This window comes from Vibrio galatheae (assembly GCF_000967545.1).
Lineage (GTDB): Bacteria > Pseudomonadota > Gammaproteobacteria > Enterobacterales > Vibrionaceae > Vibrio > Vibrio galatheae.
This window is the reverse complement of sequence record NZ_JXXV01000025.1, coordinates 1-16,217: the sequence shown is the minus strand read 5'-3', so window position 1 is coordinate 16,217 and position 16,217 is coordinate 1. Positions and strand designations below refer to the sequence as shown.

Here is a 16,217-nt window from a genome sequence, read left to right as displayed (position 1 = left end):
AGTAGGATGCAGAGGATAAAGGACCTCTGAGCATAGAAAACCAGCACCAAGGATGGCGGGCAATCAAAGAGAGTGTTTTTTTACATTCTTTGGTTTATTATCAACATCACATTACCTGTATGTTATTTTTTTGCCTAGAATTTATTCTATTAGCACAAATTTTTCACAAATTTAGGTACCGCCAATGCAAACCCCGCACATTCTGATTGTTGAAGATGAGCAAGTAACTCGTAACACTCTTAAGAGTATTTTTGAAGCAGAGGGATACGCTGTTTTTGAAGCCAGTGACGGTGAAGAGATGCACCAGGTGCTGTCTGACAACCAAGTGAACTTGGTCATCATGGATATCAACCTGCCAGGTAAAAATGGCCTACTCCTCGCTCGTGAACTTCGTGAGCAAGCCAATGTAGCGCTAATGTTTCTAACTGGCCGTGACAACGAAGTTGACAAAATTCTAGGTCTTGAAATCGGTGCTGACGATTACATCACTAAGCCATTCAACCCACGTGAACTAACCATTCGTGCTCGCAATCTACTTAATCGTTCGATGAGTGCTAGTGCCGTTAGCGAAGAAAAACGCAGCGTTGAAAAATATGAATTCAATGGCTGGGTTCTTGATATCAACAGTCGTTCACTAGTTAGCCCTAGCGGTGATGGTTACAAACTGCCACGTTCAGAATTCCGCGCCCTACTTCACTTCTGTGAAAACCCAGGCAAAATTCAAACTCGTGCTGACCTGTTGAAGAAAATGACTGGCCGTGAGCTTAAGCCACATGACCGCACTGTTGACGTTACCATTCGTCGCATTCGCAAACATTTTGAGTCAGTGTCTGGCACACCAGAAATCATTGCTACGATTCATGGTGAAGGTTACCGCTTCTGTGGTGATCTAGAAGCGTAATTCTACTCAATAATTCAAAAATGGAGCCGAACGGCTCCATTTTTTATTGCGAATTTTGCTGCGCTAAAAATAAAAATGCTCGCCAAAGACGAGCATTTTTTCAATCACAAGATAGGTTAACCTCGGCCACCTTTGATCGCGTCGATGATTTCAGTGGTTGAACAGCCATCTTCAAAGTTAAGAACTTTAACTTCACCACCGTGAGCAATGACCTCTTTGCCACCGGCAATCTCTTCCGGCTTGTAATCCCCACCTTTGACAAGCATGTCAGGTAAAACCTCTGCGATCAGACGTTGTGGCGTATCTTCGCCAAATGGCACAACCCAATCGACAGCGCCAAGCCCAGCCAATACCGCCATACGACGATCGGTTGGATTAACTGGACGACCCGGACCTTTGAGGCGTTTCACTGATTCATCGGTGTTGACGGCAACAATGAGGCGATCACCCAGCTCAGCAGCGTGATTGAGGTATGACACATGTCCTGCATGGAGAATATCGAAACAACCGTTGGTCATGACAACTTTCTCACCTTTGGATTGCGCTTTCTTCACGGCTTCAATCAGAGCCTTTTCGCTGATCACACCAAAATCAGTGTCTTGGCTGCCGTGAACCGCTTCCGCCAGTTCAATGGTTGATACTGTGGATGTCCCCAGCTTACCGACCACCACACCAGCTGCAGCATTGGCGAGAGCACAAGCCTGATCTAATGGTTTACCTGCAGCCACAGAAGCGGCTAGCACAGAAATGACCGTGTCCCCCGCCCCAGTAACGTCATACACTTCTTTCGCTTGAGTTGGGAGATGAAAAGGCTCTTGACCACGACGCAGTAATGTCATGCCATGCTCACTACGAGTCACAAGCAAAGCTTCTAAGTCAAACTGGTCAATCAGTGCCAAACCTTTATCAACCAGTTCCTGATCTGATTTTACTTTACCCACGACATGCTCAAACTCTGCCATATTTGGTGTCAGTAACGTCGCACCACGATAACGTTCAAAGTCCGCACCTTTTGGATCAACAAATACCGGCACATTGGCTGCACGTGCTTTTTGGATATATTGCTGGACGTGCTCAAGTGCACCTTTGGCGTAATCAGACAACACAATGGATTTTACTTTCGGTAGTGCTCGTTCCATGCGCTCTAAAATAAGATCAGCATCTACATTTTCAAATTGATCTTCAAAGTCCAAACGAATCAATTGTTGGCCGCGACTGAGTACGCGCAGCTTAGTGATAGTTGGGTAATTTGGCAAACCAACAAAATCACATTTCACTTTTAATGCCGTAAGAGTCTCGTTTAGCACTTTGGCGGGTTCATCAATCCCAGTTAAACCGACAATATGAGCGTGCCCACCTAGAGAGGCAATATTCATGGCTACGTTCGCAGCACCGCCAGGACGCTCTTCATTGTTTTCTACTTTTACTACAGGTACCGGCGCTTCCGGCGAAATACGACCTGTGGGACCATACCAATAGCGATCTAACATCACATCACCGATGATAAGTACGCCAGAATCACTGTAGTTAGGTAGGATTGGCTTCATTGTGGTTCTCCAAATTCTAATTCGGGCAAGAGTTTAGCATAAAGACTCAGCGTTATTCTAACCACTCGTGCCACAGTTTCATTACAAGCTCGCGCTCTTTGACAAACTTACCTTCCGCTACATCAGAGTCGAGATTTAATAAATTTCGGTGGTGAATCTGATCGCGCATGGTGGTATAAGCGTGAGTCAGTGCCATTGCCGCACCTTCTGACATGATACCTTGTGCCATCATGCTTTCAAAAATACGCACATTATCACTCCAACGAGTTAATTTAGGCTTTTGATGACTGTAGCGTAATACCAGAAATTGGGCTAAAAACTCGACATCGGTTATGCCGCCAGGATCTTGTTTAAGCATAAACCGACCCACCTTTTTTCCGCCTAAATGGTCACGCATCTTGACTCGCATATCAGAAACATCTTTGACAAGCTTAGCTTCATCTCGCTCTAAACTGAGGATTTCCTGTCGAGTTTGGGCAAAAGTGCGCTGCAAAGGGGCGTCGCCGTAGATCATCCGCGCACGAACCAAAGCTTGATGCTCCCAAGTCCATGCCTCTTTGCGCTGATACTCTTCAAACGCATCAGTTGGACTAACCAGCAAACCAGAAGCCCCAGAAGGACGTAGGCGCGTATCCACTTCATACAGAATGCCCGAAGCCGTGCGCGTAGAGAAAATATGAATGATTCGCTGGGCTAAACGCAAATAGAACTGGCGTCCATCAATCTCTTTCTTGCCGTCGGTATACACATTGACCGGACAATCATGCATAAACACGATATCAAGATCAGAGTTATAACCTAACTCCCAACCACCAACTTTGCCGTAACCCACCACAGCAAAACCCTTTCCTTCACGCCCTTTGATATGCGTCGGTTCACCGTATTTGGCGGCCATTTGCAACCATGCCTGATGCACAACAGATTCAACAATCGCCTCAGCAAGATAGGTTAAGTGGTCACTCACTTTCATCACCGGAAGGACACCAGCGATATCCGCAGCAGCAATTTTTAGGATGCAGATCTGCTTGAACTGACGCAGCGCTTCCATCTGTTGTTCCATATCATCTTCTGGAATGCGAGCGAGGAAATCGCGCAGTTCAGTACGATAACTTTCCAGAGGAATCGGATTATACAACTGCTGTGGATCGATCAATTCATCAAGCAGAATCGGATAACGTCCAAGCTGCTCAGAGATCATTGGGCTCGCTGTACACAGTCGTACCAGTTGCACTAAAGCGGCTTGATGCTCATCTAACAGTTCAAGATAGGTGGTGCGAGTAGCAATTTTATGCACTAAATGCAGCACTCGCGATAAGCCAAACTTAGCGTCTTGGTGACTGTAAATAGCCGAGAAAACTTTCGGCATCAATTTGTTTAACACTTCGCGACCACGTGGACCTAGCGTTTTTTTGGCAAGATCTTGCTTAAATTGAATTATGGTTTGCGCCATTTGTTGCGGATCTTCCGTCTTGATATCGTGCTCTAGGATATGCTCCAAGACATCCTGTTTGGCCGCCATATCCCATAGCTCAGTAAAGTGCTGAGCGATATCGTGTTCTTCTTCCTCTTCTTCACCTATCAGAGTTGCAAAGACAGCATGGACTTTCGCCATATGTTGCTGTACATCGTTCAGTAGCTGTGACCACTGACTGTAGCCCATCGCTATTGCCAGTTGCAGCTGTTCGAGTTCAGACTCAGGTAGAGTCTGCGTCTGTTTGTCTGCCATCGCCTGCAGAAGGTTTTCTAGGCGACGCAAAAACTTGTAGGAAGTTCTTAAATGTTCTGTCTCTTGGGGCGTAAGTTGTTCGAGTGCTTCAATCGCATCAATCGTAGCAAGTAGGCTACGTTGACGTAAGCTTGGCTCTCGCCCTCCACGAATCAGTTGAAAAACTTGGGCGATAAACTCAATTTCACGTATTCCACCCGCACCGAGTTTGATGTTGTTGCTCAAACCACGGCGACGAACTTCGCTGCTTATCATCGACTTCATACGACGCAAGGATTGAATCGCACTGAAATCAATGTAACGACGGAACACAAAAGGACGCAACATCTGACGTAGCTCTTGGTACTCAGGGTACATTTCGCTCCCCATCACACGCGCTTTGATCATCGCGTAGCGCTCCCAATCGCGCCCTTGTTCCTGATAGTAATCTTCCAGCGCCGCATAACTCATCACTAGTGGGCCACTTTCGCCGAAAGGGCGCAGGCGCATATCCACCCGATAACAGAAACCATCAAACGTTTGTTGATCAAGGGCTTTGATGATTCGTTGTCCAAGGCGAGTAAAAAACTGTGCATTGGCAATACTACGACGTACCCCTTGCGTTTCGCCATTTTCTGGATAGGTAAAGATCAAGTCGATATCGGACGAAAAGTTCAGCTCTCCACCACCTAGTTTCCCCATACCAATGATGAGCATTGGTTGCGTTTCACCTTGAGCATTAGTCGGTGTTCCCCACAACTCGCAGCATGCTTTGTATTGCCATTGATACGTTTCAAAGATCATCGCTTCCGCCAATTGAGACAGGTGCTCTAAACTTTGTTCCAATGGCCAAGACGCCGTAAAATCACGCCAAGCAATATAGACCATCTCTCGATTACGAAATTGGCGTAAAACTCGATGACCTTGCATTTCATCACTACACTGGCTGAGCTGCAGTGCAAGACGCTCTCGATAGTTTTCATAGCGAGATGGCTCATCAAGCATTGCAGGTAAATCGTGCAGCAACACTTCATCACTACCCAGTGTGTCAGTAATAAACTGGCTTAGCCCTGCCACATAGGAAAGCTGCTGTTTAAGCGCTTCAGGCCAGTGGTTTAATGTTTCAGATTGAGACAACGATTCGAGCGCAGAATGAGAAATAGAGGTGAGAGTTTGTGGCAATTGCATGGTTCTTCCTTGTGAGAAATGCCGTTCGAAAAAGGACGCCCTCTATTTATACCAATAAAAAACGCCCACTAGTAGAGAGTGAGCGTTTGGTGCTATCAAGTTGAGACGCTAGACCTTAAATGAAGTGATTTTATGATCCAATTCTTCAGCGTTCTTCTGCATGATTTCTGACGTTTCCAGCAACTCAGTCACAACCGTTACCGATGCTTCTACCAGTTCTCGGACATTGGTTAAGTTTTGATTCATCTCTTCAGCCACACTGCTTTGTTGACCTGCTGCGGTAGCAATCTGGAAGTTCATATCATTGATTTGGTTTACCTGCTCAACGATACCATCTAACTCACTGCCCGCATTGGTGACTAGCTCAACCCCTTCAGCCGCCTCAACCACGCTTTTCTCCATCAGTTCAACAGCAGAATTGGCACTAGACTGCAGTTGAGTGATCATCTCTTGGATCTCTACTGTTGCTTGTTGAGTGCGCTGCGCTAGATTACGTACTTCGTCCGCAACCACGGCAAATCCGCGCCCAGCCTCACCAGCGCGAGCTGCTTCAATCGCAGCGTTCAATGCCAATAGATTGGTTTGCTCTGAAATACCTTGGATAGTACCGACAACGCTGCCGATTGAGTCTACACTCTCTTCAACTTGGTTAACCGCTTGGGCGGAAGCACTAATATCTTGCGATAGCTCACTAATTTTCAATACAGTGTCTTGGACAAAACGTTGCCCCGTCTCAGCCTGACCTGACGTGCTTTCTGTCAGAGAGGAAGCATTTTGTGCGTGATCAGCAACAGTTTGTACCGTTGACGTCATTTCACTCATGGCTGTGGCGAGCTGGTCAATTTCATTAAACTCTTCTTGGGCTGACTCTTTGGTTTCCGACATGCTCAATGTCATCACTTCCGTCAGTTCTGCCAACTCTTGAGATGCTCCGATTTGCAGTTTAATCATATCTTGCAGTTGCACACGTGTTTTTTCTAACTCACGCGCAACATCACCGTATTCATCTTTACATTCCATCATGATCGGCACGGATAAATCTCTGTCTGCCATCATTTTGATCGCGTCATTCAGATATTGGGTTTGACGTAGCATCACGCGCGCGGCGAATAACAGGAGAATGACAAACACCATTATTAACACGGCGGTTTGCCACGCCACTTGAATTAAATAAGCTTCGTAATGCTCTTGTGCAATTTGGACATTTTGCGTAGCAGCTAGGAGAGAATTATAAAAGGTACTCGCATCCCATAATTGCTTACCGATAATCAATATCGTACTGAACACCATCAGTAATACCATCTTAGGAACCAGGCGGATGTCCGTAATCACTCGTTCCCATGGCTTAAACGCCAACTTGGTCATTGTACATTCTCCATTTTGTCTGTTTTGTATTTGCAGCGCTTTGTACTAGAGTGGGCGTATCGAATAACCTTACGCTAAGAAATTACTGCAATTTATTTATTTCGAGCCTCGTATGAAAAGAGATAATACCAAAGACGATACGAAACCGATGAGCTTGCTATCACTAATCTTGTCTTTTATGGCGCTATTTGTGATCTCTGGCTTGTTGTTTTTTCCTTTACGCCCAGAAACTCGACAAGTATTTATCGGCTTAGACTTCGTTATCTGTAGCATCTTTCTCCTCCAGCTGAGCATAGATTTGATCCGCTCTACAGATCGGATGAAATATATGCAACGCCACTGGATAGACTTTGTGGCCAGTGTGCCTATGATAGAGCCGCTTCGTTATGCGAGGTTATTTTCAATTCTGCGAGTGATATTGGTTATTCGTTCAAGTCGCCATGCGATCAGAAAATCCCTTAAAAACAAACATGAAACGACGCTCGCTTCTATCTTATTGCTATTAGTTGTACTGCTAACCATAGGTTCGAGTACCATGTTGCTCCTAGAAGGAAACTCGCCCGATGCCAATATCCACAACGGTGGGGATGCAATGTGGTGGGCGTTAGTCACTATTTCGACCGTTGGGTATGGCGACCACTATCCTGTCACCGATGGTGGCCGCATTTTGGCCGCGGCGTTGATCATCTGCGGCGTGGGCTTGTTCGGTATGATTTCTGGTTTGATTACATCAATGATCACCTCGCCGACCAAAAGGCAAGATGACCGCTCAAAGCATAAAGAAAGACTACTGATAGAGCTTGTCGACAGACAAAGTGAGATTATAGAGCGTCTCGACAGACTGGAGCGTCAAAACAAACAACAACGGGAACCCTAAGGTTCCCGTTTCAATCTGCGAAGGTTTAATCTCGCCAGTAAGGCTCTGCCTCGATACAAATTACGCGCGTCTGTTCCATAGCGCGTAAAATCGAACTTTCTTGGCGAGCAAGCCAACGCTGAAGTTGCTCACGCTCCTCGCCTTCGAGTCGTTCGACAAACTGTTCCAAGGTTTTCAGTTTCAGTAAGTCGTCAGTGCCATGCAGCAGATCACTCCATGGCAAACGGAAGCTGTCACGGTCGTCAAAGTCATACAGACTGGCGAAACTGACCCCAGTATAGAGGTTACGCATCAATCGGTATTGCTGCTCGATATAATCTTCACCAGTTAGATTCTGCTCGGGAGGAAATGCCTCCATCAACTCGGCCCAAGTTCTATCCAACTGCTCAACAGAGAAATGTTCTATATTGAGCGACATTTTTTCACGCGCTTTGTCATCAAGGAAGGGTTGCCAGCCGCGCGTTAAAATCCAGCGACTGAGATCAAGTAACAAACCAGTGTAGCGTGCAGAGTTGAGCAAGGCGATAATGTGTTCGCGAGTCGGAAGGTGTTCTTGTAGAACTTTTAGCTCGCCGACTAAGAATTTACGCGCATCCAATTTACGCAACGCATGGCCTTTATCATCCAGAAGGTCATCCAAGTAATCGTAGTCACGTAACCATTCAAGCTCTTGTTCAAGCCATTTCAGTTCTTGACGCAATATAGCGCTAGCACGGCGTGGGACTACGCCACCATAAACAGTAAGAATCTGGCGAATAAAACTGATTGAGTTTCTGATTTCATGCACAGCTTGAATCGAGTCGCGCTCAGCATAAATTTGTTCATGGTAATGCCAATGAGACAATGCATGCTCTAGCGAGTTAATAAAGCAAGATTCAACGCTATCATTGCGGCTGGTTTTAACCAGAGCCAAAGGCTTCACTTCATCACCACTGTAATCCATCGCCAATCGATAGCCCTTGGCGGCTTTACTCAAGTTGCCTAAACGCATTCCACCTTGATCGGAGAAGGCCCTTGCCAAGGTAAATAAGGCATCGGTTTGGCCCGATTTCAGTTCCAGTTCAACTTCGCAAATCGGGTCTTCTTTACCATTGGCTTCTACGTTACCTTGATCAAAGGCAACTTCAATTTGGCTACCATCTGGCATCCCAATCAGCCACTGCTCACGTGTAAAGTTGGTAGAAAAGAGCGCTTGCAGTTCAGCCTGCAAGACCTCGGTATCTTTGCCTGCTGGCCAGATATCTTGCGGATGTAGGCTAAGATCGGGGTCATTGCCTGTGTGCTCTGCGTTGAACTCAGGTCTTGAATGTAAACCAGCCACAACGCGTCCGGCGGTTTTTACGGTTTGAACATAGACATCATCAAAACGACGAATACGAAGACCAATATCGTGCTGGCGCAGCCACTGATCTGGCGTATCGAAATAGGTGTTACCTAACTCTCGACAACTGTGCTGAAGTACTTTGGTTTCAGAAATTTTTTGACGCAAAGTCTCTGAAAATTCGGGAGAAACAAAAAACTTCAGTTCTATCTCGGTTTCCATAACTATACCTTTCAAAGCAGATAGAGACAGGATATTGCCTATTTTCTTACTCGGCAAGAAAGAAATATCGCCCTTCTGATGATCTAAAACAGTTTTAATGAGTGATTTAATGGGTTAACATGCGCGCCTTTATAGCCATCGTTCAACATTTCGCCATGAAATGGTGTATGTTAGTTTTTAGGTTATATTAATTGGGTTGAATGACCATGCCAGTAAATACAATTATGGGGTTATTTGCAAAGTCCCCTATTAAACCTTTGCAGCGCCACGTTGTGTGTGTAAACGAATGTTGCTCGCACCTAGTTAACTTCTTTGAAGTCAGTTCAAAGGGTGACTGGGAGAAAGCGGCGGAAATTCGTGCACAAATTTCTCACCTAGAGAAAGAAGCCGACGTGCTAAAGCGTGAAATTCGTCTTAAACTTCCTCGTGGTTTGTTTATGCCTGTTGATCGTAGTGACATGCTGGAACTACTGACGCAGCAAGATAAACTCGCTAACCTTGCAAAAGACATTGCTGGCCGAGTATATGGCCGTCAATTGACTATCCCTGCACCTCTTCAAGAAAACTTTATTGCGTATGTGAAACGCTGTCTAGACGCAGCTGACCAAGCGCAGAAAGTGATCAATGAGCTTGATGAGTTATTGGAAACTGGATTTAAAGGCCGTGAAGTAACACTTGTGGCTGAAATGATCCACCAACTGGATGTGATTGAGGACGACACAGACGCGATGCAGATTGAACTTCGCCAAAACCTAATGGCGATTGAAGCGGATCTGAATCCAATTGATGTGATGTTCCTTTATAAAATTCTAGAGTGGGTAGGTGGTATTGCTGATCAGGCGCAACGTGTTGGTGCGCGCCTCGAAGTCATGCTGTCTCGCTCATAAAATAAGTTAACCAAATAACGAAGAGCATCTAACGAGTTCACACCCCTGTTAGGCGATAAATACTGACGCGCTGAAGGGGTTTTGTCGTTCTGAAATTTTGCTCCGCTTGTTATCAACAACTAGGTATTACGATGGATATCCTTGCGAACTACGGCACTGTCCTGATTATTATTGCAGCCGCTTTTGGTTTTATGATGGCGATTGGTATTGGTGCGAATGACGTAGCCAATGCGATGGGCACATCCGTAGGCTCAAAAGCTCTAACGGTTAAACAAGCGATCATTATCGCGATGATCTTTGAATTTGCCGGGGCATATTTAGCAGGCGGTGAAGTAACCGACACTATCCGTAAAGGCGTAATTGAAACGTCCCTATTTGCTCATCAGCCAGATGTTCTCGTCTACGGTATGATGTCATCACTTTTGGCCGCTGGTACGTGGTTGCTACTAGCTTCTTACATGGGTTGGCCAGTTTCGACGACTCACTCTATCATCGGTGCGATCATCGGCTTCGCCTGTGTATCTGTCGGTACAGAAGCGGTGGACTGGGGCTCAGTTAAAGGCATCGTCGGCAGTTGGATAGTCACTCCGGTCATCTCTGGTTTCTTTGCTTACGTTATCTTTGTTAGTGCGCAGCGACTGATTTTCGATACTGAAAAACCACTGTTTAACGCCAAACGTTTTGTTCCTGTGTACATGTTTATCACCACTATGGTTATCGCTCTGGTAACGATTAAGAAAGGTCTTAAACACGTTGGTCTTCACCTAACTAACGCAGAAGCTTGGATGTGGTCGGCGGGTGTATCCGCCATCATCATGATCGGTGGTTACCTTTACATTCAGAAGAAATTCGCCAGCCGCGAAGATGATCACGGCTTTGCGGGTGTTGAAGGTATCTTCAGCGTATTAATGGTTATCACAGCTTGTGCAATGGCATTTGCACACGGTTCTAACGATGTTGCTAACGCTATCGGCCCACTATCCGCGGTAGTATCAACCGTTGAACATATGGGCGAAATTACCGGTAAGAGCACCATCGCTTGGTGGATCCTTCCATTAGGTGGTTTTGGCATCGTGGTTGGCCTTGCAACCTTAGGTCACAAAGTAATGGCAACGGTAGGTACAGGTATCACTGAACTTACTCCAAGCCGTGGTTTTGCCGCTCAGCTTGCTACTGCTTGTACAGTTGTGCTTGCCTCTGGTACTGGTTTGCCAATCTCGACTACACAAACGCTAGTTGGCGCGGTTCTAGGTGTTGGTTTTGCTCGTGGTATCGCAGCACTTAACCTAGGTGTGGTACGTAATATCGTGGCTTCTTGGATTGTAACGCTACCAGCTGGTGCACTGCTTGCCGTGGTGTTCTTCTACGCAATTCAGGCAATGTTTATTTAATCAATTAGGTCAGTGATGTGTTAACTCACTGTCATTATTGACTCAAAACCGCAGAAAGGGAGGCTCAGCCTCCCTTCTTTGTTGCAGTCATCCGCGAAACTCCTTACTATTTGGCGTTAGCAAAGAAATAGATAATGGGTTTGCAGACCCTCATAGACTGTTAAAGGATTTACCGTGAAAAAACTGGTTTGCTTCGTTTTAGCATCAATGCTCGCCGTTCCTGCTGCATTTGCTCAAGACCGCTACATCGCTGATAATCTATTCACTTACATGCATTCTGGCCCTAGTAACCAATTCCGTATTATCGGCAGTGTTGATGCTGGTGATAAGGTGAAGTTAGTATCAACCAATCGCGATACTGGCTACACAGAAATTGAAGATAGCAAAGGACGCAAAGGTTGGGTAGAAAGTCGTTTCGTTACCAATCGTGAAAGCATGGCACTTCGCTTACCTAAGCTTGAAAAAGAGCTCGCTGAAGTGAAGGAAAAACTCGCCAATGCACGTTCAAATGCAGACCAAGAAAAAGCGGGCCTGATTGATTCACTCGAAACACGTAATAGCCAAATTAATGAGCTTGAGCAGGGTTACAGTGATATGAGCAAGCAACTGTCTGCGTCTCAGGAAGAGGTACGTAACCTACGTGCTAAGTTAGATACGCAGAAAGATGACCTGCTGCTGAAATACTTTATGTATGGCGGTGGCGTTGCTGGAATTGGCCTCCTACTTGGCTTGATTCTGCCGCATATTATTCCGCGCCGAAAACGCTCTCCTTCAGGCTGGGCATAAGCATCACTTTAGCTAAATAGTAAAAAGGTCACTTCTGTGACCTTTTTTGATCTGGCATATTTTGTAAGTTAACTAAGTCATCCTTGCCAATCATATAAAGCGGGAACTTCAATCAGCTCACCTTTAAATCGAATCAAACAAGACCGCGGGTCGATACGAACCAATTCAATATCATCACTAAGCCAGTCTCCCTGACTGTATTCGATACCATTAACTTTGACCCAGCGTTTACTAGTCTTACTTGAATAGACATGAGTCTGAAAATTGAGTGCTGGCAACTTGCCATACCAACGATCAGCTTGCTGCGCTAAGTTGACCGCATTCTGGTTTTGTTTTAATTGCTCGTTGCGGGTGTTTGCATTCAATGCCGATTGAAAACGCTGCGCAAGTTCCGGAGAGAGCTGAGACAAATCAAGCCCAGTCAACAGATCATCACCTTTCACAGCTTGCTGACTATTGTTTGGTATCTCTGGGTCACCAATTGTTGGAGGCAGTTGGCTAACATCCTCATCAACTTGATTCAGCCAAGTAATTTTCGCTTCTGAGCTGTTGTCTTGATATGTTGTGCGCAGCGGCGAAAAGTCTGGTGTAGCGCGAACTTGGTATGCAAAAGGCACCTCAACCACGACAGTCTCTGCCACATTGATCTCTAGCCAAGCTTGCTTTTGCGTCTGATAAGTTTGTAGCGTCATGGTGATCATCACCAATATAGGTGGAATGGCAATCATCGCCAAATTGATAGCGCTACGAGAAACACCTCTATTCTTTGCTAAAGAATAGCTAGGTTTAGGAGTCGCCCCTGCTAAGGTATTGTGGCTACGCTCAGAACGCTCTATGGCTTGCATCACTTTAGACATTGGATTTACCCTCACGAGAAGTTAAGCTAGGCGCATCTATCTGAGAAAGCTGTTCGAGCAAACGCAATGTTTTCTGTCCAGCAATACCATCCACATTCAATCCTTGCCAACGTTGGAAAGTTTCCACTTTTTGCTTGAGATTATGATCAAAAGTGGCTTGCCCTGAGACCTTTTCACCCAACACCTGAGACAAATGTAAATCAAGCACTCTTACCGCCTCGCCGCTCATTCCAGGTTTCAAGGTTTCGTTCCAATAACCCTGCCAGATCTGGCGATACTCACCAGACCAAATACGCGCTAAGTGTTGGCGGTCAAACTCGACTAATTGCTGGTCAACAATCAAGGTGACACCTTGTTTCGTTAATTGATACAGCACTGCAAAACGTCTTTGCTGGTCAATGTTCAATGTCAAAACCACCGGGCGATCAAGTTTTTCTATTGAATCGATCGTTCCAGTTTCTAATACACAGCGAAATTTCCCTTCGCCGTTGTCTAAACACAATTGATCGAGCACCGAGGCACGATAACCCCACACCTGATACAGGCTGGCTATCGCGGCTTCCTGATCGATACCCTTGTTCAACAATGCCAAAAGAACACTAGGGAATACGCTCTTTTCCTGTGCAATATTTTCTAAAGGTGGATATTGCTGCTTAAGGTGCTGAGTGATAACCGGCTTGACCAAAGATGGTGTATAAACATAAGCCCCGTAACACAACATGCCAGTGACGAGTAATGAAATTAACGATAGGGTCCAGTTGTTGGTGTCACGCCTAGTTCGCATCGTATCAGGCGATACTGAAGCGGTTTGAAAACTCATCACCTCATCACAAGCTAGCGTGACAGAAGAGTGAGATGGCTTGGACTCCCCAACACTATAGGCTTGTTTCAAACTGGCATCACAAACCAGATTGATTAAGCGCGGTATGCCTTGAGTCTGGCGAGCGATGTATTTAATCGATTGTGTAGAGAAAAGCTCTGCCGAACCACCCGCTAGTGTAAGACGAAATTTGATGTAATCTCGCGTTTCATCTTGATTGAGTGGCAGCAAGTGATAACGCCCAGTGATTCGTTGCGCCAATTGGCGCAGTTGCGGCATCTGCAATTTATGTTGTAGCTCAGGCTGACCAATCAATAACACTTTCAATAGCTTTTGACGTTCGGTTTCCAAATTGGTCAGTAAGCGCAACTGCTCTAGAACGTCAGCGGAAAGGTGCTGTGCTTCATCAATAACTAACAGGGTTTGTGTACCATTAGCATGGTTATTGAGCAAGAACTGATGGATAGCTTGATTGAGTGCTTTCAATGAAGAGTTAGGGGAATAATGGATATCAAATTCATCACATACCGCCTCTAGCAACTCAATATTTGAGAAAGTCGGATTTAAAATCAGCCCAGCACGGGTATTGTCTGTTAAAGTTTTAAGTATCGACTTTGCAATGGTTGTTTTTCCTGTTCCAACCTCGCCGGTGAGCATAGCAAAACCACAACCTTCACCTAACCCCGCCTGAATTTGGAACATGGCTTCTTTATGGCGACGACTTTGGTAGAGGAAACGAGAGTTTGGCACGATAGAAAATGGCAACTCTGTCAGCGCAAAATATTGTTGATACATAACTCTCTTCTCTGGGCATTTGCTGCTAAGAAAAGTACCATTGCTGGCAAGATTAGCCAATGCCAAACTGATCAAAAGGGAGAGCTAGGTGCAAAGATACCTTGTTGGCGGAGCAGTTCGCGATCAACTACTGAATATTGAGGTCTACGACAAAGATTGGGTCGTCGTCGGTTCAACCCCCGAAGAATTGCTGCAAAACGGCTTTATCGCCGTCGGCAAAGACTTCCCTGTATTTCTTCACCCAGACAGTAAAGAAGAGCACGCTTTAGCGCGTACTGAACGTAAGATCGGCTCTGGCTATACTGGATTTGATTGCTACTTTGCTGCCGATGTAACGTTAGAAGAAGATCTACTTAGACGCGATTTGACCATTAATGCCATGGCACAAGCCCCGAACGGCGAAATTGTCGATCCCTTCAATGGTCAGCAAGATCTTAAAGATCGCGTTTTACGTCATGTTTCAGCGGCGTTTACCGAAGACCCACTGCGAGTACTGCGTGTGGCTCGCTTCGCTGCCAAATTGAATCATTTAGGCTTTACCGTCGCAGATGACACCTTAGCACTCATGCGTCAAATTGCTCGTTCTGGAGAGCTAGAACACTTAACTGCAGAAAGAGTCTGGCAGGAATGGCATAAATCACTGTCAACGCAAGATCCTCAAGTTTTTATCTCAGTATTAAAAGATTGTGATGCCTTACATATAGTGCTGCCTGAGCTGGACGCTTTGTTTGGCGTCCCACAGCCTGAAAAGTGGCACCCAGAAATTGATACTGGTATTCATACTTTAATGGTAGCAAAACAAGCGGCACTACTGAGTGAATCGCTTCCGGTTCGCTTCGCGAGCCAAGTTCATGACCTAGGTAAAGGCATTACCCCTCAATCCGAATGGCCTAGCCATAAAATGCACTGTCACACGGGTCTAAAGCTGATTCAATCTTTGTGTAGTCGAGTCAAAGTTCCGAACGAGTTTCGCGATCTAGCACTTTTGGTCTGCGAGCAACATTCCAATATTCACCGCGCCGCCGAGCTAAAACCAGAGACGAAACTCAAGGTACTGAATAAATTTGATGTGTGGCGCAAACCAGAGCGTTTGAAGGATATTCTCACTTGCTGCATGGCTGATAGTCGTGGGCGAACAGATTTTGAAACGATAGATTATCCGCAGAAAGACATCTTTGAACTCGCTTATCAAGCCGCGCTAGCAGTTAATGTTCAAGATATCATCAATGACGGATTTAAAGGTGCCGAGATCAAAGCCGAGCTTGAACGCCAGCGAGTCAGCGCCATAGCCAAAAGCAAACTGAAGACATAACTCAAAAGTATTACGGCTAAAGAATCACAGGCTACACTTCGGTAACAATAAAATTATTATTAATGATTTTATGTCTCTAAATTTGAAGTCTATTTTAGCCGGTTCAAGTGCCTTATATACAAGCGTATTTCTTTTTCCTAAGTAGTTGCTATACCTTAGTGAAAGTCAATTAATTCCGACTAAATACGATAACGCTACAAACAAAAAAACGCCCCCGAGAGCGGAGTAATGCCAGTCAGTTAA

Annotated in this window: 12 protein-coding genes; 6 read left to right on the top strand and 6 right to left on the bottom strand. The window is 45.6% G+C overall.

All coding sequences use genetic code 11. From position 1 onward, the window contains the following. The first annotated feature begins 184 nt into the window (after positions 1 to 184). Positions 185 to 901: a two-component system response regulator ArcA gene (gene arcA / locus TW81_RS13785; protein WP_045956313.1), complete on the top strand. Its 717-nt coding sequence runs from the start codon at positions 185 to 187 to the stop codon at positions 899 to 901. 116 nt (positions 902 to 1,017) lie between these two features. Here arcA and hldE read toward each other — a convergent pair whose 3' ends face one another. The 3 genes from hldE to TW81_RS13770 all read right to left on the bottom strand — a co-directional run bounded on the left by hldE (position 1,018) and on the right by TW81_RS13770 (position 6,706). Continuing rightward, positions 1,018 to 2,448, bottom strand: coding sequence for a bifunctional D-glycero-beta-D-manno-heptose-7-phosphate kinase/D-glycero-beta-D-manno-heptose 1-phosphate adenylyltransferase HldE (gene hldE / locus TW81_RS13780; RefSeq protein ID WP_045956312.1), 1,431 nt, complete (start codon positions 2,446 to 2,448; stop codon positions 1,018 to 1,020). Positions 2,449 to 2,500: 52 nt separating this feature from the next. Further along, the gene (gene glnE / locus TW81_RS13775; RefSeq protein WP_045956311.1) at positions 2,501 to 5,341 is read right to left on the bottom strand and encodes a bifunctional [glutamate--ammonia ligase]-adenylyl-L-tyrosine phosphorylase/[glutamate--ammonia-ligase] adenylyltransferase; all 2,841 of its coding nucleotides are present in this window, start codon (positions 5,339 to 5,341) and stop codon (positions 2,501 to 2,503) included. A gap of 108 nt (positions 5,342 to 5,449) precedes the next feature. Continuing rightward, positions 5,450 to 6,706 (bottom strand): methyl-accepting chemotaxis protein, encoded by a 1,257-nt coding sequence (locus tag TW81_RS13770; RefSeq protein ID WP_045956310.1) that lies wholly within the window; start codon positions 6,704 to 6,706, stop codon positions 5,450 to 5,452. Between the two features lie 112 nt (positions 6,707 to 6,818). Between TW81_RS13770 and TW81_RS13765 the strand changes: the two genes are divergently transcribed. Continuing rightward, the gene (locus TW81_RS13765; protein ID WP_045956309.1) at positions 6,819 to 7,583 is read left to right on the top strand and encodes a potassium channel family protein; all 765 of its coding nucleotides are present in this window, start codon (positions 6,819 to 6,821) and stop codon (positions 7,581 to 7,583) included. A gap of 25 nt (positions 7,584 to 7,608) precedes the next feature. Here the strand turns inward: TW81_RS13765 and TW81_RS13760 are convergent, their stop codons facing one another. Then, positions 7,609 to 9,126, bottom strand: coding sequence for a CYTH and CHAD domain-containing protein (locus tag TW81_RS13760; protein WP_045956308.1), 1,518 nt, complete (start codon positions 9,124 to 9,126; stop codon positions 7,609 to 7,611). Between the two features lie 206 nt (positions 9,127 to 9,332). Here TW81_RS13760 and TW81_RS13755 point away from each other — a divergent pair, with 206 nt between their 5' ends. The 3 genes from TW81_RS13755 (at position 9,333) to TW81_RS13745 (ending at position 12,190) form a co-directional block, all read left to right on the top strand. Then, positions 9,333 to 10,013 carry a TIGR00153 family protein gene (locus TW81_RS13755; RefSeq protein WP_045956487.1) on the top strand — a complete coding sequence of 227 codons (681 nt, stop codon included), beginning with the start codon at positions 9,333 to 9,335 and terminating at the stop codon, positions 10,011 to 10,013. Between the two features lie 131 nt (positions 10,014 to 10,144). Further along, positions 10,145 to 11,404 carry an inorganic phosphate transporter gene (locus TW81_RS13750; RefSeq protein WP_045956307.1) on the top strand — a complete coding sequence of 420 codons (1,260 nt, stop codon included), beginning with the start codon at positions 10,145 to 10,147 and terminating at the stop codon, positions 11,402 to 11,404. Between the two features lie 174 nt (positions 11,405 to 11,578). Further along, positions 11,579 to 12,190 carry a TIGR04211 family SH3 domain-containing protein gene (locus TW81_RS13745; protein WP_045956306.1) on the top strand — a complete coding sequence of 204 codons (612 nt, stop codon included), beginning with the start codon at positions 11,579 to 11,581 and terminating at the stop codon, positions 12,188 to 12,190. Positions 12,191 to 12,267: 77 nt separating this feature from the next. Here TW81_RS13745 and TW81_RS13740 read toward each other — a convergent pair whose 3' ends face one another. After that, a complete protein-coding gene (locus TW81_RS13740) occupies positions 12,268 to 13,047 on the bottom strand; it encodes a general secretion pathway protein GspB (protein ID WP_045956305.1) in 780 nt (259 codons plus the stop codon). Next, positions 13,040 to 14,662: an ExeA family protein gene (locus TW81_RS13735; protein WP_045956304.1), complete on the bottom strand. Its 1,623-nt coding sequence runs from the start codon at positions 14,660 to 14,662 to the stop codon at positions 13,040 to 13,042. Before TW81_RS13735 ends, TW81_RS13740 begins: the two co-directional genes overlap by 8 nt. Positions 14,663 to 14,750: 88 nt before the next feature. Between TW81_RS13735 and TW81_RS13730 the strand changes: the two genes are divergently transcribed. Next, on the top strand, positions 14,751 to 15,974 hold the full coding sequence (locus tag TW81_RS13730) for a multifunctional CCA addition/repair protein (RefSeq protein ID WP_045956303.1): 1,224 nt from the start codon (positions 14,751 to 14,753) through the stop codon (positions 15,972 to 15,974). The last annotated feature ends 243 nt before the right edge of the window (positions 15,975 to 16,217 follow it).